The organism is Polaromonas sp. P4_F9 (genome assembly GCF_056401235.1).
In genome coordinates this window covers 172292-195361 of sequence record NZ_JBFUJT010000006.1, presented here as the reverse complement: position 1 = coordinate 195361, position 23070 = coordinate 172292, and the positions used below count along the sequence as shown (strand labels likewise).

Below are 23070 nucleotides of genomic sequence, written 5' to 3'. Positions count from 1 at the left end.
GTTTGACGCCCCGAATAAATCGGAGGGTACGTTGTTCCTGAAGCTTCACACCATGCCGTTGCCAGCATCGCATGTCCAGGTAGGGAACGGTTGGTGGAACAACCGGTTTCATCAGTTCATAAGTCCTCCTGTGAAACAGAAATCCATGCGACTTGCAGGTCGCACTGCCGAAATACCATTGTTTGCCCTTGCGGGTTTGGTGCATCTCAGGGTCACGCGCTTTGTCCACGTTCTTGGTCGAGCTGGGCGCGCCGATGATGGTGGCRTCCACGATGGTGCCGGTRYTSAGCTYRAAGCCTCGMGCYTGCAGYTCTTGCCCACCTTGGCGAACAGRGCCTCRCCSRGCTTSTTGTYRTTGAGCAGGCGKCGAAACKTSAGCAKGGTGGTGGCGTCGGGYACCGGCTCKCGGYCCAGATCGATGCCCACGAAACGGCGCAGGCTGGCRCTGTCGTACAGCGCCTCCTCRCAGGCCAGATCRGCCAGKTTGAACCARTGCTGGATRARRTGRATGCAGCATGCGCTCCAGKCCAATGGGCGGGCGKCCGTTGYCGGCYTTGGGGTAATGAGGTTCAATGACCTCGCACAGCGCGGCCCACGGCAAGATGGCTTCCATGGTCGCCAGAAACTCGTCTCGCCTCGTGGGCTTGCGGTACTGCTCGTATCCTGATTGGTCGGCGGCCATGGCAAGGGTCTGTTGTTTCATCGTCATGTAACGCTTCGGTTTCTCTCGGCGTGGGACCTTAATCAGCATTGCTCTAAGGGAAAAACACTAATTCGAAAGGCGTTTTAGGTGCTTGTTATGAATCATATGTTTCATTAAAATTTTCATGTAACATACGTTTCTTTGGTGCGTGTGCACGCTACGGTGCCGTGTAGGTGTCACCACGGCGATTAACCGATATACGACTGAAGACCGCTGCTTCAACAATTGTGGAGAACGTAATGAGTTTTGAAACCATCCTATACGAACTGAATGATGGCGTTGCCGAAATTCGCTTGAATCGGCCGCACCGACTCAATGCGGTGACACAGCAGCTCTATGCCGAGCTCAACGAAGCGCTCGGTCTGGCAGAAGCCGATCGCGACGCCCGCGTTGTGCTGCTCACGGGCGAAGGTCGCGCCTTCTGTGTGGGCGCCGACCTGAAGGAGCACAAGGTCGGCCGAACGCAGCTCGAGCGCCGCCAGTACTTGCAAGGCGAGCAGATCGTTTGCAAGCGATTGCTGCAGCTCAAGCGGCCGGTGGTCGCCGCGGTCAACGGCTATGCGCTCGGCGCCGGCGCAGAACTCGCGATCGCATCGGATTTTCTTTTGATGGCTGAGAGCGGACAGATCGGGCTGCCTGAAATCAGCATTGGTAATTTTCTCGGAGGTGGCGTGACCTGGCTACTGCCGCGTCTCGTTGGACTGGCCAAGGCGCGCGAACTGGTATTCCTGGGCGACCGTATCAAGGGCGAGGAGGCGGTGCGCATCGGCTTGGCAAATCGGGTGTTTGCCGACGAGGGGTTTCTCGTTGCGGCACGCGAATTCGCCAAGCGCGTCGCGGCCAAGGCGCCGTTCTCGATGGAACTGGCCAAGCGCCAGCTCACCTACGCCGCCGAGAGCACGCTCGACGCTGCGCTGGTGGCGGAACTCGAAGGCATGGTCTTCGTCGGCATGACCAAGGACTGGCAGGAGGGCGTCGATGCCTTCGCGGAGAAGCGCGCACCCGTCTTTGAAGGGAAATAGACATGAATGCACTGCATCCAATCTTTTATCCGAAGTCCATCGCGATCGTCGGTGCTTCGAAGGATCCCACCAAACGTGGATTCCGATCGATCCAGAAGCTACTCGAAGACGGCTTCAAGGGCGCGATCTATCCAGTCAACCCGAAGGAGGCGTCGATTTTGGGGCTGGTGGCCTACCCCGCGCTGGCCGCGATTCCCGGCACGGTGGACCTGGCCTTGATCTGCACACCGGCCAAGACTCTCCCCGACGTGATTGCGCAATGTGGCGTCAAGGGGGTGAAAGGAGCAGTAGTGCTGGCTGGCGGATTTGCCGAAGCCGGCGCCGAGGGCAAGGCCTTGCAGGCGCGAATGGTTGAAGAGGCCAACAAGCACGGCGTTCGCATCATCGGTCCGAACACCTCGGGTATCTTCAACACCCACGTGTCCAGCAACATCGTCGGCTTTTCGCATCTGAAGGCAGGCGGCATTGGCCTGCTCTCGCAGTCCGGAAACATGGCGCTGTCGCTGGTCACCGAGGCCCAGGCCAACGGACAGGTCGGGTTGTCGACTTATGTCGGCATCGGCAACGAGTCCGACATTCTCTTTCACGAATACCTCGAGTACATGCGCGACGACGCCAATACCAAGGCAGTTATCGCCTATGTCGAAGGGATGAAAGACGGCCGGCGCTTTCTCGACACGCTGCGCCGCGTGGCGCGCGAGAAGCCGGTGGTGATCTATAAGTCGGGGCGCACCAGTGCTGGGCGAAGTTCGGCACAGTCGCACACCGGCGCGCTGGCTGGCGACTATGCGGTCAGCGAGGGCGTGCTCAAGCAGGCGGGGGCGATTCTGGCACGCAAGTCCGACGAGATTCTGTCGCTGGCCGAGGCGCTGTCTCTGCTGGAGCCCATGCTCTCGCGGCGTGTTGCAGTTCTGGCCGATGGCGGCGGCCACGCGACCATCGCCGCCGATGTGCTGACCGAGCATGGATTGACCCTGGCGCCCCTCGCCGACAGGACGATGAAGGCATTGGCAGAGATTCTGCCGTCGTCGGCCGCTGTCGCGAACCCGGTGGACGTCGCTGGGGGGACCGATTCGAACCCGGCAGCCTTTGCCGATTGCGCCCAAATCCTCTTGGCCGACCCGAATGTCGACGCACTGCTCATCACCGGCCTATTTGGCGGCTACGGCGTGCGCTTCTCGTCCTCGCTCACTGAGAGTGAAATGGAGACCTCGCAGCGTATCGCCACGCTGCACAAGGAGTTCGGGAAGCCGGTGCTGGTGCATAGTCTCTACGGCAGTCTGTATGCGGACCTTCGGCCCAAGCCGCTGACGCTGATCCGGGAACAAGGCATTCCGGTCTATAACTCCCTCGAACTCGCGGTGCGCTGCGTGCAGGCGTTGGCCGAATTCGGCGAAGCCCGCCGCCGGGCGCTGCCCGCCAGAAGCATCAAGACGGTGCGCGCCAAGCGTTTCCAGGAAGTGCTCACCCATTGCCGCAGCGAGGGCCGCACCGTTGTTCTGGAACACGAGGCGCGCCAGGCGTTGGAAGACGCCGGCGTCGACATGCTGGCCCCGGCCATCGTGGCCGAGACGCCCGACGAGGCCGTCCAGGCCTTCAAGACTTTGGGACGAGTGCCGGTGGCCATGAAGGTCGTCTCGCGCGACATCATCCACAAGACCGACGCCGGTGGTGTCAAGCTCAACTTGGCCGACGAAGCCGCAGTGCGCCAGGCCTTCGATGAGATCGTCGATAGCGGCAAGCGCTACACAAACCACTACGTCGGCCGCGATCCAGATCTCGAGGGCCTTCTGGTTACCCCGATGGCGCCCAAAGGTGGTATCGAAATCATCATTGGCGTGGTGCGCGACCCCAGCTACGGGCCGGTGCTGATGTTCGGCCTGGGTGGCGTGCTGGTCGAGGTACTGAAAGACGTTGTCTTCCGCTCCTTGCCGCTGACCGAAGAGGACGCGCGCTCTATGTTGTCCGAGATCCGCGCCAGCAAGATCCTCGACGGCGTGCGCGGTGCGCCACCAATCGACAAGGAAGCACTGGTTCGGCTGATGCTGGGGATATCCGACCTCTGCACCGCTTTCCCGGAGATCGCCGAACTCGACCTGAACCCGGTGCTGGCCTATCCCCGGGGCGTCGGCATTCTGGACGCCCGCATCCTGCTCGAAGACTCCCGTTCGAGCGAAATACCCCAGCATTGATTTTTACTTACTTGGAGACTCCCCATGCGTAACTCCTTCTTCGTCCGTCGCAGTATCGCAATAACCGCATTAGGTCTTCTGACAGCAGGATCGCTTCTCGCTGCCGGTCCCGATGCTGGCAGGCCCATCCGACTAATTGTGCCGTCGGCCGCTGGCGGGACGCCGGACATGCTGCTGCGTGCTGTGACTGGTGCCATGACCAAGGCGACGGGGCAGCCCGTTGTAATCGACAACAAACCGGGCGCCTCGGGGCTTATCGGCATGAGCGAACTTGCCCGCGCGCCGTCCGACGGTCTGACATTGGGCTACGCCAACAACGTGACCTTGTCGATCAACAAGAGCACCTTTAGAAAGCTGCCTTACGATCCGGACAGGTTTACGCCAGTGGCATTGCTGTTCAAGGTGGCAAACGTCATTGCAGTTAACCCCAGTTTGCCGATCGGGACTTACGCCGAGCTGATCGCGTATGCCAAGGCCAACCCCGACAAGCTGACCTACGCGTCGCCGGGGCAAGGTACTTCGGGCCATCTCACCGGTGAGTTGCTTTCACAGACAGCCAAGGTCAAGATTCGGCATATTGCTTACCGGGGAAGCCCGCAAGCCGTCACCGACGTGCTGGGCGGGCAAGTCGACATCATGATTGACAACACGCCGACCATTCTTCCTTACTTGAAGCAAGGCAAGCTGCGTGCATTGGCGGTCACAAGCTTGTCGCGCCTGTCCCAACTCCCCGACGTACCGACGGTGGCAGAATCCGGGGTGGTTGGTTTTGAAGGAGTCGCCTGGGGCGGGATAGTACTGCCGCCGGGAACGCCGCCGACGGTCGCGCAGTCATTGAACGACGCTTTCAATAAGGCACTATCGACTGCCGAAGTGCGGGACCGGTTCCGGGATATGGGTGTCGACATTTTCATCAGCAAGCCCCGGGACCTTGCCGACTACGCTCGCAAGGAGACCGTCAAGTGGGCAGCAGTGGTCAAACAAGCGGGCATCGAACCGCAATGACGGCGAGGTGATTGTGACTTCACCCTTTCTCGTCGCCATCGCCGGCTTTCACATCGAGTCGGTGAGTTTCTTGCCGGTATTCTCCACGGTAGCGGATTTTGAACACGTTGCCCTGCGCGGCGACAACATCATCGAACAGCTTCGCGGAACCAATACCGTGATGGGGGGCTTCATCGACATCTGTGAGCACGAACAGGTCGGGATTCTACCCATCGTCCACACTGCATTGGGCGCTGTCGGACCTGCCACCGATGAGGCGGTGGCCCGCTACGCCGGCGAGATCGTTGCCGGTATACGCAACTTGGCGGACCGGCTCGACGGCGTGCTGCTCTTCCTGCATGGTGCCTGCTGGGCACAGTCCTACCCAGATTCGGAGCAGTTCATCATCAACGAGGTACGCGCAGCTCTCGGACCCAACAAACCCTTGATGGTGGCCTTCGACTACCACGGCAACCTCGATGCGGACACCCTCGAAGGTGCGACGGCCGCATTCGCCTACCGCAAATCTCCTCATATAGACACCGGCGACACGGGACGCCGTACCGCACGCTGTATGGTCCGCACGCTGCGCGGCGAGATCTCGCCCGTCTGGGCCATCGCCAAGCCCGGGGTTCTGGTGCCGAGCATCTTCAGTGCAACCGCGCTGCATCCTTTGGCGGACATCATCGGAGAGGCGGACCGCATTGAACACGAAAGCGAACGCTATACCGACATCACAGTAATGGCTGGCTTCTCTTATGCCGATGCCCATAATACCGGGTTCTCGGTGCTGTGTGTCACGGATGGTGACCGCGACCGCGCAAGATCAATTGTGGCCAAACTCTCGGATCGCATCTGGCACGAAAGACACGCCCTGTACCGGCCACTCTCCGTACATCAAGTCGCGGAGGCGATCGATCATGTACTGGGGAGGTTGGCCTACGAGCCAAAGAGCGAAAAACCCTATGTGCTGCTTGAGCATGCCGACCGCATGAACGATTCGACCTACCTGCTCGCCGCGTTGCTGAAACGCGGTGTGCGGCGTGCCGCCGTTCCCTTCTTGTGGGATTCTGCCGCAGCGCAGAAAGCCTATGAGGCAGGTGCCGGTAACACCGTTCGGTTAAGACTGGGTGCCCACAGCTCCGACAAGGCGGGGCCGAAACTTGAGGTCATGGCCCGCGTGTTGTGGGCAGGTCCGAAGAGCTACCGCGTCTCAGGCACCTACATGCAAGGCATGCCGGTGGATCTTGGGATGACAGCGTTGCTGGACATCGATGGCGTATCGGTCAGCGTCGTCAGTGCTTTCGCCTTTGCAGTAGATGGAGATGCCTTCACGATCTTCGGGTTGCGGCCCGAGGACTTCGACATCATTGTTCTGCGTTCGAAGACCCACTTTCGCACCTTCTACGAACCGTTGGCCGAAGAAATCCTGATCGTCGACACGCCGGACTACGGTGTGGCCGACCTCATCAAGCTGCCGTATCGCCACGTTGATATGCGGCACACCTTTCCATTTACAGAATACGCTCACCGCGTAACCACCGATGACTAATCTACCCCAATTGATCGACGCGCGGCTTGATGTGCAGGGCCGCGTCGCAACGCTGACCCTTGACCGCGACGATGTGCGCAACGAACTCACCGGCACGAAGCTCGTGGACGACATTGAGCGTGCTGTCGACTGGATCAACGCCGATGACGCGATCTCGGTGCTCGTGATCACCGGCGCTGGCAAGGCGTTTTCCTCAGGCGGCAACATCAAGCACATGCTGCAGCGCGAGGGCAGCTTCGGCGGCAACGTGTTCGAGGTACAAAAGAAGTACCGTGAGGGAATCCAGCGCATCCCGCTGGCGATGCACCGGCTTGAGGTGCCGGCCATCGCTGCCATCAACGGTCCGGCCATCGGGGCAGGTTTCGATCTGGCGTGTATGTGTGACATTCGCTTGGCAGCGACCACGGCAACGATGGCCGAGAGCTTCATCAACGTCGGCATCATCCCTGGCGACGGCGGCGCCTGGTTCCTGCAACGTCTTATCGGCTATCAGCGTGCTGCCGAGCTGACGTTTAGTGGTCGCGTGCTCGGCGCTGGTGAGGCTAAAACCCTGGGAATTGTGTTGGAGGTGGTCGATGCCGATGAATTACAAGCTCGTGCAAGAGAACTGGCGCTGCAATTCGCGGCCAAGCCTCCGCGGGCACTGCGACTGACCAAGCGGTTGATGAAGTCAGCACAACGCATGGAGCTGGCCGACTTCCTCGACCACTGCGCGCTGTTCCAGGGCATCTGCCATAACACCGGGGACCATCTCGAGGCCGTGGCCTCGATGCTGGAGAAACGGCAACCGAGCTTCAGTGGCCGTTGAGTAGGCCAGGTGAGGGCTGTCCCTAGACGCTAATCTGCCGTGCCGGGCTCACGGCCTGGCGGTGTCGCGCTGGATCTGCTGCAGGCCGGCGGCCACTATGGCCCGTATCAGGGGCTGAACTCGGGCCGCCAGATCGGGCCGGTAGTCAAACGGTGGGGCCTCGTTCATATACAGGCTCTGGCACATTTCCAACTGGATGGCATGGATACCCTGCTCGGGCTGGCCGTAGTGCCGCGTGATGTAGCCGCCCTTGAAGCGGCCGTTGAGTACGTAGGAGAACTCCTGCGGTTGCTCCGGCTTGGTTAGCGACCCCAGCACGGCCGCCATGATGGACGGGGAGCAGGTTGCGCCGGCGTTGGTGCCGAAGTTCAGGTCCGGCAGCTTGCCTTCGAACAGGCGCGGCAGCACGCTGGCGATGGAGTGCGCTTCCCACAGCAGCACCTGGCCGTGCAGGGCTTTGAGCCGGTCCAGTTCCGCGCGCAATGTGTCGTGGTACGGCTGCCAATAGGCAGTGCGGCGCCGGCTGATTTCGGCATGGTCGGGTTCGCGGCCGGGGGCGTAGAGCGGCACGCCTTTGAATGTTTCCGTGGGGCAAAGGCTGGTGGTAATTTGATCGGGGTAGAGGCGTTCTCCGTGCGGCGGGCGGTTCAGATCGATGGCGTAGCGCGAGATGGTCGCGCCCAGGATGGAGGCGCCCATGTCCCTGGCGAAGGCATATAGCCCGTCCAGATGCCAGTCGGTGTCGCCGACGATGTTGGCCTCCGGCGCAAAAGCGGCAGAGATTTCTTCCGGCAGGTGTGTGCCCAGATGGGGGATGGAGATCAGCAGCGGGGCGGTGCCCTGGTGAAGCAGGAACAGGGGGACGGTCATGGTTTGGCTCGTGCGCTGGGGGAGCGATGAAATCAAGAAGGGAGAGGTGAGGGGGCTGACTCCGGAAGCAAGATCGCATCTTCCGGCAGCAGGGGCATGTTGCTGCGGATGTGCGGCAGGGTGTCATGGATGAGAGCGGTTCGGGTAATGCTGGCGATGTCGTCGGCCGTCGATGACCACTCTTCTTCGCGGCACAGCAGATAGAAGTCGCGGCGGCTCAGGCCGGTACCGGGAATCGCCAGCAGGTCGACCTCGCTGAGCCAGGCGCGCGATTGCCAGAGGCACAGCGGTGTGCTGATGGCCCAGCCCAGTCCGGCGGCGACCAGGCTGAGCATCGGGTCGGTGGCGTCGAACTCGAAGCGCCGCGGCGCATCCACGCCGACATGGCGCAAAAAACGCTCGACCTGTTGGCCGATCAGTGAGCGCTGGGAATATCGGATCAGTGGCAGGCCCACCGTCCCGGCGGTGCCTGGGATGGACGCGATTGCCGATTTGAGGCCCTGTGCTTCGGTCAGGGGCTTCGGTGCCATGCCACGCGGGAACACGGCCACCCAACTTTCGGAGAACAGCAAGCGGCCGGTGATGCGCGGGTCGTCCTGCGGCACCTCGGTGCAAATCGTCAGGTCCAGTTCCCGAGCCACCAGTTGTTTGTTCAGCCCGGGCGTGAGGCCCGACCACAGCTGCAGCTGCCGTGTCGAGCCAGACAGTGCATGCACCAGCGCCGGTCCGACGGTGGCGGCAAACGAGTCCACGCAGCCCAGGCGCAGCTGCGCATGGTCCTGCCGCACGGCATTGCGCAGGCGCTCCGACACGGCGCGTGCGCTGGAGAGCAGGTCGCCGGCCATGTCCAGCAGGCGGGTGCCGGCACGGGTTGGGCGCGCCGGGCGCACTTCGCGGTCGAACAGGGTGATGCCGTAGTTGGCCTCCAGCACGCGGATCAACTGGCTGACCGCGCTTTGGGTGATGCCCAGGCGTTTCGCGGCCTGGACCATGGAGCCGGCCTCGCAGACTGTGACAAAGGTCTCCAGCGCGCGCAGGTCGGGCAGGGCCTGACTGCCGCGCCCGCCGGCGAGACCCGTGCTCGCCGAGGTTGCGACATCAGGAACGGGCAGGGTCGACGGCCGTGGTTGTGAAGTTGACGGTGGAGGGACGCGGCGCATGGTGTAGTACTCCGGGGATGGTGGGTACAGGGGCGATAAAACCACATTAGTGAAGAAAATCTAATTCATTGAATTAATTTTGCTTCATTTTTAAGGGGCCGGGGATGCGCTCTTTAAGCTTGCGTCCATTCAAACCTTCCTGGGAAATTGACATGGACAACTTCGATGCCATCGTGATCGGTGCCGGCGTGATCGGCAGCTCGGTCGCATACCACCTGGCCCGTCTGGGCTGCACCAAGGTGCTGGTGCTGGACCGCACGCAGATCGGTGCAGGGACCACGTCGCAGTCCAGCGGCATCCTGCGTACCCACTACTCGGTGATCGAAAACGTGCGCATGGCACAGGCATCGTGGAAGGTCTTCAACGACTTTTCCAACTACCTCGGCGACGAAGACGCGGCATCTGGCTTGGTCACGTGCGGCTATGTCATCGCCGCGCCGGACGGCCCCAAACTTTCACCGCTTCACGCTGCGCTGCAAGCCCAGCAGGCCCAGGGCATTGAGGTAAAGTTCCTGGATCAGAAAGAGGCTGCCAACCTGTTGCCGATCGCCCGCTTCGACGATGCGGCCCTGATCGGCTACGAGCCCGAAGCCGGTTTTGCCGATGCATACTTGGTGGCCACCAGCTTTGCACGCACCGCCCGCCGCCTGGGCGTGAAGATCATGGAAGGCGTGGAAGTCCACAAGTTGCTCCGCGAAGGCGGCAAGGTCGCCGGCGTCGAAACCTCGCAGGGTACCTTCCGTAGCGGCACGGTGATCAGCGCACAGAACATCTGGGCCACCGACATCGAACGCTGGACCGGCATCGCCAGCCCGGTGGTGCCCGAGCGCCACACCGTACTGGCGCTGGAAGGCCCCGAGGCCTACACCTTCAAGATGCCAGTCTACAAAGACCTGGGTTCACCCGGCATGCTGTATTGCCGCAGCTACGGCGGCAAGCAGATGCTGGTCAGTGAAGGCATCGTGGGCGAGACCTTGCCCACCCCGGACAACGAGCAGGGCGACATCAGCATGGACTATATGGTGGAAGTCGGTGCCCAGGTGGCCGAGCGTTTTCCCAGCTATGAGACGGCCGGTGTGGCCTCGTCATGGACCGGTGTCTATGACGTGACGCCTGACTGGAACCCGGTGCTGGGCCGCCTGCCCGATGTGCCAGGCCTGGTGGTCGGCTACGGCTTTTCCGGCCATGGCTTCAAGCTCTCGCCGGCTGTGGGCCTGGTACTGGCGCAGTCGGCGCTGGGTCTACCCACCGAGGTCGACATCGCACCCTACGCGCTGGAGCGCTTTCGCGCCGGCCGCCAGCTGGTCGGCAAGTACGGCCTGGGCGCCGTGTCCTGATCGTAGGCTCCGCCTCCATCATCCCTTTGGAAGCTACCCCATGCATATCCTCGTTCTCGTCAAGCGTGTCGTTGACCACAACGTCAAGGTCCGCGTCAAAAGCGACGGCAGCGCCGTTGAAACCGCCGGCGTCAAAATGTCCATCAACCCGTTTGACGAGGTCGCGCTGGAACAAGCCGTGCGCCTCAAAGAGCAGGGCCTGGCCAGCCGGGTAACCGCCGTCACCTGTGGCGCGCCCATCGCCCAGGATGTGCTGCGTACCGCCCTGGCCATGGGCGCCGACGCCGCCATTCTGATAAACACCCCCGACGCGTTGGACCCGCTGGACCCACTGGATGAAGCCCGCCTGTTCAGCACCCTGGCGCAGCAGGAAAACGCCCGCCTGGTGCTCTGCGGCAAACAGGCTATTGACGACGATCTGGGCGCCACCGGCCCCATGCTGGCGGCCCTGCTGGACTGGCCGCAGGCCGTGGCCGTGAACCGCCTGGCGCTGGAGGCCGGCGAACTGCACGTGTCCATCGATGTCGACGTGGGCGCCGAACAGCTGGCGCTCAGTCTGCCCGCCGTGCTCAGCGTGGACCTGCGCTTGTGCGACCCGCGCAACATCAGCCTGCCGGCCATGATGCGGGCGAAAAACGCCAGCATCACCACCGTGGCCGCCGCCTCGCTAACCGAGAGCGGCCAGCCCTGGGTGCAATTGCTGGCCGTGGCCGAGCCTGCTGCACGCGCGCCCGGCATACGTCTGGACGGTCTGCCCGCCCTGATCGACCGTCTGCGCGCCCTGCCGGCCTTCCAACCCGCTTGACACAGGGAGTCTTCGATGAACGTACTTGTCCTCGCCGCATATGACGGCCAACAACTTGACCCGGCCACCGCCCAGGTGGTGAAGGCCGCTACCCAGCTGCGCGCTGCGGCGAACACGCAGATCCATGTGCTGCTCATCGGCCAGGGGCTGGCGACCGTGGCCGCACAGGCGGCCAATCTGCAGGGCGCTGACATGGTGCTGGTCGCCGACGATGCAACCCTGGCCTCGCCCAGCGCCGAAACCCGAGCTCGCCAAGTGGCCGCGCTAGCCAGGGCCTACGGCTGGGTGGTGGCCGCCCATACCTTGAGCGCTCGCGCCGCGCTGCCGCGTGCCGCAGCCCTGTGCGGTGCGGCCTACCTGTCCGACGTCACCCGCATTGATGGCGACACGCTGGAGAGGCCAGCCTATGCTGGCATGGTGGTGACCCGGGTTCGCTCCTCCGCGCCGCAGACTTTTCTGACCCTACGTGCCAGCAGCTTCGAGCCGGTGGGTCTGTCCACCTCGGCCGCCACCATCACCCCGGTCGATGCGGTGGCAGCCGATACGCGCACCCGCCTCATCAGCCGGGAGTCCGCCGCCAGCACGCGCCCCGACCTGGGCCGCGCGAGCATCGTCGTGGCCGGCGGACGCGGCGTGGGCTCGCAAGAAAACATGGGCAAGGTCGAGGCGCTGGCCGATTACCTGGGGGCTGCTGTAGGCGCCTCGCGTGCGGCGGTGGACGCGGGTTTTGCGTCCAATACCGTACAGATAGGCCAGACCGGCAGGACGATTGCGCCCCAAGTTTATGTAGCCCTGGGTATTTCCGGTGCCATCCAGCACCTGGCGGGTATCAAAGACGCCGAGTGCATCGTTGCGGTCAACAAAGACCCCGATGCCCCCATCTTCCAGATCGCCGACTACGGCGTAGTCGGCGATTTGTTCGACGCGCTGCCTGCGCTGCAAGCGGGCTTGCCAGCCGCCGCGACAGCCTGAGCCATGCATGTCCTTGCTTTGCCCGAGGGGCTGTGCCGTTTTTCGCTGGCCGATCTGCCAGTCGAACCTTGGCGCAACGGCGGCGGTCAGACCCGCCTGATCACCGCCGCAGAAATGGTGGACGGCGACTGGAACTGGCGCGTCAGCCTGGCCGACATCCGCAGCAGCGGCCCCTTTTCGGTGTTTTCCGGTATAGACCGCCAGGCACTGCTGGCTGAGGGTGAACAGCTCACGCTGCGTGGCAATGATACGGCGTTGCAGTTTCGGAGGGTTGGGGATGGCCATGGCTTTGAGGGTGAGCGCGAGTTGTCTGCCGAGCTGGCCGCAGGCCCGGTGCGTCTGTTCAATGTGATGACGCGACGCGGCCAGGCGACGGCCGGGGTCAGCGTCCATCAGGGCAACACCGAGCTGTCGCTGGCCGACGGCGGGACCCTCGTCCTGCTGGTGACCTCGGGTGAGTTCAGCCTGTCGTTTCGCGGCGCGCGGCCCCCTTCGAACATCGAGCTGCAGGTGGGGCAGGGCGAGGGCATGCACCTCAGCGGCCACGCGGGCATGTTGCACGTGAAAGCGCTCAGCCTGGATGCTTGCCTTCTGGTGGCGCAGCTCAGTTTTCTCTGCGCCACGGCGTAGCGCCTGCGCTCTCTAAAACAATTAAAGCCCACCCTGATGAACGCAGAAGAAATCCTGGCCCGGTTCGGCCCCCGTGAAGCGATGGACTATGACGTGGTAGTGGTCGGCGGGGGCCCTGCGGGGCTGGCCACCGCGATACGGCTCAAACAGCTGGCAGCCGGCAAAGGCACGGAGCTGTCGGTGGTCGTGCTTGAAAAGGGATCGGAACCCGGCGCCCACATCCTGTCCGGTGCCGTCATGGATCCCTGCGCCATCACCGAACTCATCCCGGACTGGAAAGCCCGGGGCGCCCCGCTCAGCCAGCCCGTCACCCAGGATGAAGTCCTCTTCCTCAGCGAGACAAGTGCCGTTAAAACGCCGGCCTTCTTGGTGCCCGACTGTTTTCACAACGCCGGCAACTACGTCATCAGCCTGGGCAATGTGGTGCGCTGGCTGGCGCAGCAGGCCGAGAACATCGGCGTGGAAATTTTCCCGGGCTTCGCGGCCGCCGAAGTGCTGTACAACGAGGACGGCTCGGTGAAGGGGGTCGCCACCGGCAACCTCGGGATTGGCAAGGATGGCGAACCGACAGACAACTTCCAGCTGGGAATGGAGTTGCATGGCAAGTACACCGTGTTTGCCGAAGGCGCGCGCGGCCACCTGGGCCGCCAGCTGATCAGCCGCTTCAAGCTGGACGAAGGCAAGGACCCGCAGGCCTATGCGCTGGGCGTGAAGGAGCTGTGGGAGATTGATCCGGCCAAACACAAACCCGGCCTGGTCATCCACACCGCCGGCTGGCCCATGGACAGCAAGACCTATGGCGGCGGCTTCATGTACCACCTGGAGGACAACAAGGTCACGCTGGGCCTGGTCACCGGCCTCGATTACACCAACCCCTACCTCAGCCCCTTTGAAGAAATGCAGCGCTGGAAAACCCACCCCAGCATCAAAAAATACCTGGAAGGCGGCAAGCGCATCAGCTATGGCGCGCGCGCCATCACGGCCGGGGGCGCATTGAGCCTGCCCAAAACGGTGTTCCCCGGCGGCGCGCTGGTGGGCTGTGAAGCGGGTTACCTCAATGCCGCGCGCATCAAAGGCAGCCACGCGGCGATCAAGAGCGGCATGCTGGCCGCGGAGGCCGCCTATGCTGCCGTGACATCGGGCCGCCAGCACGACGAGCTGGGCGCCTACCCCGAAGCCTATGCGAGCAGCTGGCTGGCGCAGGAGCTGGGYCAGTCGCGCAACTTCAAGGCGTGGTTCAAGAAGGGCTTGTACATGGGCTCCTTCATGACGGGYATCGAGCAGTGGCTGCTGCCCAGGCTGGGCATCAAGAGCCCGCCCTGGACGATTCACCGCACCCAGCCCGATTACGCCATGCTCAAACCGGCTGCAGAGTGCCAGCCCATCGTCTACCCCAAACCCGACAACAAGATCACCTTTGACCGCCTGACATCGGTCTTTGTGTCCAACACCAACCACGAAGAGCACCAGCCGGCGCACCTGACGCTCAAGGATGCGAGCGTGCCGGTCAGCATTAACCTGGCCCAATACGCCGGCCCCGAAAGCCGCTATTGCCCGGCCGGTGTGTACGAGTTCGTGAAGAACACCGACAACACGGACCGCCTGCAGATCAACGCGCAAAACTGCGTGCACTGCAAGACCTGCGACATCAAGGACCCGACGCAGAACATTGTCTGGGTTACGCCCGAAGGTGGCGGCGGGCCGAACTATGCGGGCATGTGAAGCGTGATCGATAAAGGAGGCCCGCTTGATGGCTTCCTTTTCATTCCGGGTTGCGCGGATAAATGATGATGGAAAGGAACTTGATCGGGCATTGCGTCAGGTTCTCCGGCCCGTGCGGCACGTCGCCCTGAAAACTCAGCGAGTCGCCCGGCTTCAGCACATAGGTCTGCTGGCCGCAGCGGTACTCGATCACACCTTCGAGCATGTACAGGAATTCCGTGCCTGGATGCTGGAAGGTCGGGTAGCGCTGGCTGTCGTCGTCGATGGTGATGAGAAAGGGCTCGAAGAGTTTGACGGGCCCTTGGTCGTATGCCAGGAGGTGGTAAGTGTGCCCGTCTTTGGTGCCCCGACGCACCACTTCCATGCCTGCACCACTTTTGACGTGCTGCGCGGTCGCAGCAGTCGCGTCGTACTTGCTGAACAACATGGACATGGACACGCCAAGCGCGCGCGCAATGCGAGCCAGTGTGTCCATGCCGGCCATGGTGCTGCCGGTCTCGATCTTCGAGAGCATTCCCCTGCTAAGGCCGGCCTGTTCAGCGATCTGAGCAATGGTCAGACCGTCGCGCAGGCGCAGTTGGCGGATGGCCGCGCCGACGGATTCTTCGAGGGAAGGAGGCTGGATGTCAACGGGAGTGGTCATGGTGGGCAGTGCTTTTGAGCAAGTTTAATGCACCAAAAAAATAGTTCACAGTAGGCATAAATGTTGCATCATGGGAATTATTGCGATAAGCTTCAAACCATGGAGCAAGTCGTTCCCTGTAGTGCATTGCACTATTTGTTAAGACCCCAAGGAGCTTGTTCCATGAAGTCAGATCCCACCTCCAGTCTGGTCGCGCCGGCCGGCTCGCTGGTTCCCTCGCCACGCTTGGACACGGTTGAAGCGGCGCAGGCCTATTTGCTTGAGCAGGGCATCAGCTACGTGCTGGCCCAGTTCGTTGACATCCACGGCGTGGCCAAGGCCAAGTCGGTGCCGGTGTCGCATTTGCCGTCGGTCATGAAAGAGGGCGCGGGCTTTGCCGGCTTCGCCATCTCGGGTGTGGGTATTCAGCCGCACGGCCCCGACTTCATGGCCAAGGGTGACCTGTCGACGCTGTCGCTGGTGCCCTGGCAGCCGGGCCTGGCGCGCATGGTCTGTGAAGGCCATGTCGAGAACGAGCCCTGGCAGTTCGACAGCCGTGTCGTTCTGCGTGGTCAGATCGAACGACTGACGGCCCGCGGCTACACGCTCTTCACCGGCCTGGAGCCTGAGTTCTCGCTGCTGCGCCGCGACGACAAGGGTGCGCTCGCACCGTGCGATCCCAGCGACACGCTGGCCAAGCCCTGCTATGACTACAAAGGCTTGTCACGCACGCGTGTCTTCCTGGAGCGCCTGTCGAACGACTTGCGTGCTGTGGGCATGGATGTCTACCAGATCGACCACGAAGATGCCAACGGCCAGTTCGAGCTGAACTACACGTTTACCGACTGCCTGACCTCGGCCGACCATTTCGTCTTTTTCAAAATGGCGGCGTCGGAGATCGCTAACGACATGGGCCTGCTGTGCTCCTTCATGCCCAAGCCGTTTGCCAACCGTCCCGGCAACGGCATGCACATGCACATGTCCATCGGCGACGGCAAGAGCAACCTGTTTTGCGATAAGAGCGATGCACGCGGCCTCGAACTCTCCGAGCTGGCTTATCACTTTCTCGGCGGCCTGCTGGCGCATGCACCGGCGCTCACCGCGCTGTGCGCGCCCACCGTCAACTCCTATAAGCGCCTGGTGGTTGGTCGCTCGCTCACCGGCGCGACCTGGGCACCCGCCTACATCACCTACGGCGACAACAACCGCTCCAGCATGATCCGCATCCCCAAGGGCCGGCTGGAGCTGCGCCTGCCGGACGGCGCGGCCAATCCCTACCTGGCCACCGCGGCCGTCATCGCCGCGGGCCTCGATGGCGTGGACCGCAAGCTGGACCCGGGCGTGCCGCGCAACACCAACCTCTACGAGTGGAGCGAAAGCGAACTCAGCGAGGCGGGCATCGGCCTGCTGCCGCAGAACCTCGGCCTGGCACTCGACGCCCTGGAAGCCGACACGCTGGTCTGCGATGCGCTGGGCCCGGTTGCTCAGGAATTCCTCAAGCTCAAGCGGATGGAGTGGCTGGAGTATCAGCGTCACGTCTCCGATTGGGAAATCAAGCAATATCTCGAATTCTTTTGAAAGGGAAACGCCATGTGCGGAATAGTCGGACTTTTGGTAAAAACGCCGGCGCTGCGTGAGCAGCTCGGTGAACTCATGGTGCCCATGATGATCGGCATGACCGAGCGCGGCCCGGACTCGGCTGGCCTGGCCGTCTTCACGCCGTCGCTGGCCGATGGCCGTCGCAAGGTCAGCGTGTTCTCCGGCCTGGTCAAGGGCGGTGCTACATACGACTGGCAGGCCCTCGTCGCCGCACTGAACGGCGCGCTCGGCTTGAACGCCACGGTCGAGGCCAAGGGCAACCACGGCATCATCGCCTTCGACGGTTCGCCCGACACGGTCAAGGCCTGGCTGCACGGCTACCAGCCGCTGCTTCAGGTGTTCTCCGCCGGCCAAAGCATCGACCTCTACAAGGACATCGGCACGCCCGCCGAAGTCGCGGCGCGCTACCGCTTTGCGGACTTCAAGGGCAGCCACCTTGTCGGCCACACCCGCATGGCGACCGAGTCCGCTGTAACGGCCGACCGCGCCCATCCGTTCACCGCCGGTGAAGACTTCTGCCTGGTGCACAACGGCTCGCTGTCCAACCCCAATGGCATCCGCCGCATGCTGGCGCCTTACGGCATCCAGTTCGACACCGACAACGACACCGAAGCGGCGACCCGCTTTCTGGAGTGGCGCCTGCGCGAGGGCGACAGCCTGAACGACGCGCTGCAAAAGGGCTTCGAAGTGCTCGACGGCTTCTACACCTTCCTGATGGGCACGCCCAACGAGCTCGCGCTGATCCGCGACCCCTTCGCCTGTAAGCCGGCGGTGGTGGCCGAGACCGATGACTACGTGGCCATCGCCTCCGAGTTCCGCTCGCTGGCCCACCTGCCTGGCGTCAAGCACGCCCATGTCTTTGAACCCGCCCCTGAGGAGATGTACTTATGGAAAGCATGAAATTCGACCTCGCAGCCACGCCGCTGCGCGAGGTGAACCAGTTCCTGCACAAGGAGGCCACGCCCGGCCTCTCGGTGCAGATTGACAACCCCAACGGCGCCCACGCGATCGCCGCCGGTATGAATGCCGACGTCAGCATCACGGTGGAAGGACATGCCGGCTACTACGCGGCCGGTATGAACCAGATCGCCAACGTGACCATCAACGGCAGCGCCGGCACCGGCGTGGCCGAGAACATGATGAGCGGCAAGGTCCACGTCAAGGGCTTCGCCTCCAACGCCGCCGGTGCCACGGCCCAGGGCGGGCTGCTGGTCATCGACGGTGATGCCGGCCTGCGCTGCGCCATCTCGCTCAAGGGCGCGGATGTGGTGGTGGGCGGCTCGGTAGGCAGCTTCTCGGCCTTTATGGCGCAAGCCGGCAACCTGGTGGTGCTCGGCGACGCCGGCGAAGCGCTGGGCGACTCGCTCTATGAAGCCCGCATCTTCGTGCGCGGGAAGGTCAAGAGCTTGGGCTCCGACTGCGAGCAAAAAACCATGGGCGAGGCCGAGCGCAGCATCCTGGCCGACCTGCTGGCCAAGGCCGGCCATACCGACGTGGACACCGGCGCCTTCAGGCTTTTCGGGTCTGCCCGCACCCTCTACAACTTCCATGTCGACAACGCAGGAGCCTACTGACATGAACGCACCCATTTCCGCCCAGACGCTGGCCGCGCCCGTCGCCGCACAGACCCCACCGCGCTTTTCGGCGACCTTCGATCCGGCCACGCTGGCCGAGATCCGCCGCGCTGCGGCCACCGGCATCTACGATATCCGCGGTGGCGGCACTAAACGCAAGCTGCCGCACTTCGACGACCTGCTGTTCCTCGGCGCCTCGATCAGCCGCTACCCGCTCGAAGGCTACCGCGAGAAGTGCGGCACCGACGTGGTCCTGGGCACGCGCTTTGCCAAGAAGCCCATCCACCTCAAGACGCCGGTCACCATCGCCGGCATGAGCTTCGGCGCGCTGTCGGCGCAGGCCAAGGAAGCCCTGGGCCGCGGCGCCAGCCTGGTCGGCACCAGTACCACCACCGGCGACGGCGGCATGACGCAGGAAGAGCGCGGTCAGTCCAAGACGCTGGTCTACCAGTACCTGCCGTCGCGCTACGGCATGAACCCTGACGACCTGCGCAAGGCCGACGCCATCGAGGTCGTGATCGGGCAGGGCGCCAAGCCGGGCGGCGGCGGCATGCTGCTGGGCCAGAAGATCAGCCCGCGCGTGGCCAAGATGCGCTGCCTGCCCGAGGGCATCGACCAGCGCTCGGCCTGCCGCCATCCGGACTGGACCGGCCCGGACGACCTGGAGATCAAGATCCTCGAACTGCGCGAGATCACCGACTGGGAAAAACCCATCTACGTGAAGGTCGGCGCGACGCGCCCCTACTACGACGTGGCCCTGGCGGTGAAGGCCGGCGCCGACGTCGTGGTGCTCGACGGCATGCAGGGCGGCACGGCCGCGACGCAGGAGGTCTTCATCGAACACGTCGGCATTCCCATCCTGGCGGCCATCCGGCCGGCGGTGAAGGCGCTGCAGGACCTGGGCATGCACCGCAAGGTGCAGCTCATCGTCTCGGGCGGCATCCGCAACGGCGCCGACGTGGCCAAGGCCCTGGCGCTGGGCGCCGACGCGGTAGCCATCGGCACCGCCGCGCTGGTGGCCCTGGGCGACAACGACCCGCGCTGGCAGGACGAGTACGCCCGGCTGGGCACCGTGGCCGGCGCCTACGACGACTGGCATGAGGGCAAGGACCCGGCCGGTATCACCACGCAGGACCCGGGCCTGGCTTCGCGCCTGGACCCGGTGCAGGCGGGGCGCCGCCTGGCCAACTACCTGTCGGTGCTGACGATGGAAGCCCAGATCATTGCGCGGGCCTGCGGCAAGTCCCACCTGCACAATCTGGAGCCCGAAGACCTGTGCGCGCTGACCCTGGAGGCCTCTGCCATGACGCAGATTCCCATGGCTGGCACGAGCTGGTACCCGGGCGTTCAGGGCTTCTGAACGGTAGTGCGTCGGGTCATCTGGCGGTCGTTGAACATTGAGCTCAATGAACGAGCCGAAGCGCCGCATGGCGGCTTCGGTCCAGATGCGCCGACGGCTGTCCTGCACGTTCTCCTCGACCACGCCTTTTTTCCAGCCCGGGGCGACGTTGCAGAAGTCGGGGTCGAACAAGTAATGGCAGACCATGGCGCCAAAGCGAGCGTTGACGTTACGCGGCTTGCCGCGTCGCACCCTGTCCACGGCAGCATAGCTACAAACATGCGCAAGTTGAATGAGATGATCGAAAAGTTCCTGTCAGGAAAAATTGGCATGGACGTTGCTGAAGGTCCTGCGCACTTTTTCAACCCTTAAAGGACTTTTGCCATGAAAAGACTTCCTGCGGCGCTCGCCATATGCAGCGCCTTCGTTCTCAGCTCGGTCGCCTACGCGGCCGACGCTGCGCCACTGCCCAACAAGGGCGATACCAGTTGGATGATTGTTGCAACCTTGCTGGTCATCATGATGGCCGTGCCCGGCCTGCCCCTGTTTTATGGCGGCATGGTGCGCACGAAGAACATGCTTTCGATAATGATGCAGGTCATGGTGACCTTCGCTCTGCTGGGCGTGTTGTGGTGCCTGTATGGTTACAGCCTGGCTTTTACCGAAGGCAACGCCTTTTTTGGGGGCTTCGACCGTGCGTTTCTCAAGGGTGTCACGCCCGACAGCGTGATCGCCACGTTCAGCAAGGGCGTGGTGATTCCGGAATTCATCTACATCGCCTTCCAGATGACGTTTGCGGCCATTACGCCCACCCTCATCATCGGATCGCTGGCCGAGCGCGTGAAGTTCTCGGCAGTGCTCGCCTTCATGGTGTTGTGGTTCACCTTCAGCTACCTGCCTATTGCCCACATGGTGTGGTACTGGGCCGGCCCTGACGCTTACACCAGCGCCGAAGTGGCCGACAAAGTCGGCGCCACAGCAGGCTTCCTGTTCCAGAAAGGTGCCATCGACTTCGCGGGCGGCACGGTTGTGCACATCAACGCGGCAATGGCTGGCATCGTGGGAGCTTTCCTGATTGGCAAGCGCGTCGGTTTCAACAAGGAACCCATGACACCGCACAGCCTGACGATGACAATGATCGGCGCCTCACTGCTGTGGGTGGGCTGGTTCGGCTTTAACGTCGGCTCCAATCTGGAGGCGAGCGGCACGGCGACCCTGGCATTCGTCAACACGTTCCTGGCCACCTGCGCGGCCACCGTATCGTGGGTCTTTGCGGAATGGATCCGCAAGGGCAAACCCTCCATGCTGGGTGCGGCATCTGGTGCGATTGCCGGCCTGGTGGCCATTACGCCCGCCTGCGGCTATGTTGGCGCCATGGGCGGCCTGGTGATCGGCTTGCTGGCTGGTTTGGCCTGTTTCTGGGGCGTTACGGGGCTCAAGCGCATGCTGGGCGCGGATGACAGCCTGGATGTGTTCGGCGTGCACGGCGTGGGCGGCATTCTGGGCGCCTTGCTCACCGGCGTATTCGTGTCGCCCAAGCTGGGCGGTACCGGCGTCTACGACTACGTGGCCAACAAGGTCGCCGACTTCGACATGACGACCCAGCTCATCAGCCAATTGTGGGGCGTGGGTGTGTCGATCGTCTGGTCGGGCGTGGTGTCGTTCATCGCCTTCAAGCTGGTCGATATGACCATCGGCTTGCGCGTCACGGAAGACGAAGAGCGCGAAGGCTTGGATATCGCCTCGCACGGCGAAAAGGCCTACGACCACTGAGACGGAATTCGCAGATTCTGGGGCCAAGGCCCTGGCGCTGGGCGCCGACGCGGTAGCCAGGACGGCCGTCAAGGCATGGATCGTGCTTAAGTACTATGGTATTCCATAATATTAGAAGACGGTAAGGGTGGTTAAATCCACGCCACCAGGCTTCTGAAGGCCACATCCGCTGGCCACAGGCAGTCGCTGGCTCGGGGAGCCGCGGAGGGCCGGCCTGCATCGCCAGGCACTGTGTGTTTGCCGTGAGCGGCCCGAGAGCCGCAACGGTCGATGCGCAAGGGATTCATCGTTTTTGACATTTACTTTTTGTTGTCGCCATGAAAACTCTGTCTTTTCCTTCCTCCGCCACCTTCGGCCGCCTGGCCGCGCTGGCGGCCAGTGCCTTCGCGTTCTGCCTCGCGCCCACCTTCTCCGCGCAGGCGGCCTGGCCGGAGCGCAGCATCACGCTGCTGGTGCCCTTCGCGCCGGGCGGCAGTTCGGACAATGTGGCGCGCACTATCGCGCCCTTGCTGAGCGAAAAGCTCGGCAAGCCAGTCGTGATCGAAAACGTGGCCGGTGCGGGCGGCATGCTCGGCACCCAGCGTGCCGTGCGTGCAACGCCCGACGGCTATACCATCTTCCTGGGCTCAGGCTCCGAAATCCTCATCAACAAACTGATCAATCCCAAGGTGGCTTATGACGGCATGAAGGATCTGTCGCCCGTCGTGTTTGTCGCCACCGGCCCGATGGTGCTGGTGGGCAGCCCCAGCCTGCCGGCCAATTCGGTAGCGGAAGTCCTCGCGCTGGCCAGGGCCAGGCCGGGGGCGCTGAGCTATGCCTCCGCAGGCAACGGCACGCCGATGAACGTGGCCGGCGAGTTGCTGAAGATGCGTGCCGGCATCTTCATGACACACATCCCCTACCGGGGCGCGTCGCCGGCCCTGGTCGACGTCATGGGCGGGCAGATCGAGCTGGGGGTCTCCACCCTCAGCGCCGCGCAGCCCTTTATCAAGTCGGGCAAGCTCAAGGCTTTTGCCGTCACCGCGACCAAGCCCAGCGAACTGGCGCCGGAGATTCCCGCCCTGGGGCAGATCAGGGGTCTGGAGGGTTTTGACCTCGGCGTGTGGTTTGGTCTCTTTCTGCCCAACAGGACGCCGCCGGAAATTCTGCAGAAAATCCAGCAGGCGGCACAGCAGGTATTGACGGATGCGCAGGTTCAGAAGCGGCTGAAGGAGCAGGGCATTGTGGCCTCTGGTGCCTCTGCCGACGCGCTGGGCAAGTTCATGGCCTCGGAAGTCGAGAAGTACCGCTCGGTAGTGAAGGCCGCGAACATCCGCGCCGACTGACGCTCACGCAGACCTGTGCCCTGGCTCAAGAACTTCACGATGCGCCGTTGAAAAGACGGCCTGGGTGAAGGAGGGGGAGGG

19 protein-coding genes and 2 pseudogenes are annotated in these 23070 nt (G+C 63.1%); 16 read left to right on the top strand and 5 right to left on the bottom strand.

Annotated features, from left to right (window positions below; genetic code table 11):
* Positions 1 to 166: 166 nt before the first annotated feature.
* Positions 167 to 703 (bottom strand): annotated as a pseudogene (locus AC1DUB_RS07925) (IS5 family transposase); the annotation flags it as partial.
* A 239-nt stretch (positions 704 to 942) separates the two neighbouring features.
* On the opposite strand from AC1DUB_RS07925, the gene AC1DUB_RS07920 reads away from it, so the two are divergent.
* The 5 genes from AC1DUB_RS07920 to AC1DUB_RS07900 are packed head-to-tail and all read left to right on the top strand — an operon-like array spanning position 943 to position 7261.
* Positions 943 to 1725 (top strand): enoyl-CoA hydratase/isomerase family protein, encoded by a 783-nt coding sequence (locus tag AC1DUB_RS07920; RefSeq protein WP_477729079.1) that lies wholly within the window; start codon positions 943 to 945, stop codon positions 1723 to 1725.
* A 2-nt stretch (positions 1726 to 1727) separates the two neighbouring features.
* Positions 1728 to 3917 (top strand): acetate--CoA ligase family protein, encoded by a 2190-nt coding sequence (locus tag AC1DUB_RS07915; protein WP_477729078.1) that lies wholly within the window; start codon positions 1728 to 1730, stop codon positions 3915 to 3917.
* A 24-nt stretch (positions 3918 to 3941) separates the two neighbouring features.
* The gene (locus AC1DUB_RS07910) at positions 3942 to 4922 is read left to right on the top strand and encodes a Bug family tripartite tricarboxylate transporter substrate binding protein (RefSeq protein ID WP_477729077.1); all 981 of its coding nucleotides are present in this window, start codon (positions 3942 to 3944) and stop codon (positions 4920 to 4922) included.
* 13 nt (positions 4923 to 4935) lie between these two features.
* Positions 4936 to 6453 (top strand): M81 family metallopeptidase, encoded by a 1518-nt coding sequence (locus AC1DUB_RS07905; RefSeq protein ID WP_477729076.1) that lies wholly within the window; start codon positions 4936 to 4938, stop codon positions 6451 to 6453.
* A complete protein-coding gene (locus tag AC1DUB_RS07900; protein ID WP_477729075.1) occupies positions 6446 to 7261 on the top strand; it encodes an enoyl-CoA hydratase-related protein in 816 nt (271 codons plus the stop codon). Before AC1DUB_RS07905 ends, AC1DUB_RS07900 begins: the two co-directional genes overlap by 8 nt.
* A 48-nt stretch (positions 7262 to 7309) precedes the next feature.
* Here the strand turns inward: AC1DUB_RS07900 and hutG are convergent, their stop codons facing one another.
* Together hutG and AC1DUB_RS07890 are read right to left on the bottom strand one after the other, a co-directional pair.
* Positions 7310 to 8131, bottom strand: a complete 822-nt coding sequence (gene hutG, locus AC1DUB_RS07895) for an N-formylglutamate deformylase (RefSeq protein WP_477729074.1) — start codon at positions 8129 to 8131, stop codon at positions 7310 to 7312.
* Positions 8132 to 8163: 32 nt separating this feature from the next.
* Positions 8164 to 9291 (bottom strand): LysR family transcriptional regulator, encoded by a 1128-nt coding sequence (locus AC1DUB_RS07890; RefSeq protein WP_477729073.1) that lies wholly within the window; start codon positions 9289 to 9291, stop codon positions 8164 to 8166.
* Positions 9292 to 9443: 152 nt separating this feature from the next.
* Between AC1DUB_RS07890 and AC1DUB_RS07885 the strand changes: the two genes are divergently transcribed.
* From AC1DUB_RS07885 to AC1DUB_RS07865, 5 genes are read left to right on the top strand one after another with little or no spacing between them, the layout of a single operon-like run.
* Positions 9444 to 10628: an NAD(P)/FAD-dependent oxidoreductase gene (locus AC1DUB_RS07885; protein WP_477729072.1), complete on the top strand. Its 1185-nt coding sequence runs from the start codon at positions 9444 to 9446 to the stop codon at positions 10626 to 10628.
* A gap of 40 nt (positions 10629 to 10668) precedes the next feature.
* Complete coding sequence (locus AC1DUB_RS07880) at positions 10669 to 11433, top strand: electron transfer flavoprotein subunit beta/FixA family protein (protein WP_477729071.1); 765 nt, start codon at positions 10669 to 10671, stop codon at positions 11431 to 11433.
* Between the two features lie 15 nt (positions 11434 to 11448).
* Positions 11449 to 12405, top strand: a complete 957-nt coding sequence (locus tag AC1DUB_RS07875; protein ID WP_477729070.1) for an electron transfer flavoprotein subunit alpha/FixB family protein — start codon at positions 11449 to 11451, stop codon at positions 12403 to 12405.
* Positions 12406 to 12408: 3 nt separating this feature from the next.
* A complete protein-coding gene (locus AC1DUB_RS07870; protein WP_477729069.1) occupies positions 12409 to 13035 on the top strand; it encodes a HutD/Ves family protein in 627 nt (208 codons plus the stop codon).
* A 36-nt stretch (positions 13036 to 13071) separates the two neighbouring features.
* Positions 13072 to 14757: an electron transfer flavoprotein-ubiquinone oxidoreductase gene (locus AC1DUB_RS07865; protein WP_477729068.1), complete on the top strand. Its 1686-nt coding sequence runs from the start codon at positions 13072 to 13074 to the stop codon at positions 14755 to 14757.
* A 40-nt stretch (positions 14758 to 14797) separates the two neighbouring features.
* Here AC1DUB_RS07865 and AC1DUB_RS07860 read toward each other — a convergent pair whose 3' ends face one another.
* A complete protein-coding gene (locus tag AC1DUB_RS07860; RefSeq protein ID WP_477729067.1) occupies positions 14798 to 15400 on the bottom strand; it encodes a helix-turn-helix domain-containing protein in 603 nt (200 codons plus the stop codon).
* Between the two features lie 162 nt (positions 15401 to 15562).
* Here AC1DUB_RS07860 and glnT point away from each other — a divergent pair, with 162 nt between their 5' ends.
* Genes glnT through AC1DUB_RS07840 form a run of 4 tightly spaced genes read left to right on the top strand, consistent with a single transcriptional unit; the run spans position 15563 to position 19912 of the window.
* A complete protein-coding gene (glnT, locus tag AC1DUB_RS07855) occupies positions 15563 to 16957 on the top strand; it encodes a type III glutamate--ammonia ligase (RefSeq protein ID WP_477729066.1) in 1395 nt (464 codons plus the stop codon).
* A gap of 12 nt (positions 16958 to 16969) precedes the next feature.
* Complete coding sequence (locus tag AC1DUB_RS07850; RefSeq protein WP_477729065.1) at positions 16970 to 17878, top strand: class II glutamine amidotransferase domain-containing protein; 909 nt, start codon at positions 16970 to 16972, stop codon at positions 17876 to 17878.
* Positions 17866 to 18552 carry a protein glxC gene (locus AC1DUB_RS07845; RefSeq protein ID WP_477729064.1) on the top strand — a complete coding sequence of 229 codons (687 nt, stop codon included), beginning with the start codon at positions 17866 to 17868 and terminating at the stop codon, positions 18550 to 18552. The genes AC1DUB_RS07850 and AC1DUB_RS07845 overlap by 13 nt, the downstream gene beginning before the upstream one ends.
* A gap of 1 nt (position 18553) precedes the next feature.
* A complete protein-coding gene (locus tag AC1DUB_RS07840) occupies positions 18554 to 19912 on the top strand; it encodes an FMN-binding glutamate synthase family protein (RefSeq protein ID WP_477718603.1) in 1359 nt (452 codons plus the stop codon).
* A 36-nt stretch (positions 19913 to 19948) separates the two neighbouring features.
* Here AC1DUB_RS07840 and AC1DUB_RS07835 read toward each other — a convergent pair.
* Positions 19949 to 20155 (bottom strand): annotated as a pseudogene (locus AC1DUB_RS07835) (IS21 family transposase); the annotation flags it as partial.
* Between the two features lie 120 nt (positions 20156 to 20275).
* Here AC1DUB_RS07835 and AC1DUB_RS07830 point away from each other — a divergent pair.
* Both AC1DUB_RS07830 and AC1DUB_RS07825 read left to right on the top strand, forming a co-directional pair.
* Positions 20276 to 21664: an ammonium transporter gene (locus tag AC1DUB_RS07830; protein ID WP_477729063.1), complete on the top strand. Its 1389-nt coding sequence runs from the start codon at positions 20276 to 20278 to the stop codon at positions 21662 to 21664.
* 317 nt (positions 21665 to 21981) lie between these two features.
* Complete coding sequence (locus tag AC1DUB_RS07825) at positions 21982 to 22989, top strand: Bug family tripartite tricarboxylate transporter substrate binding protein (protein ID WP_477729062.1); 1008 nt, start codon at positions 21982 to 21984, stop codon at positions 22987 to 22989.
* Positions 22990 to 23070 lie beyond the last annotated feature (81 nt).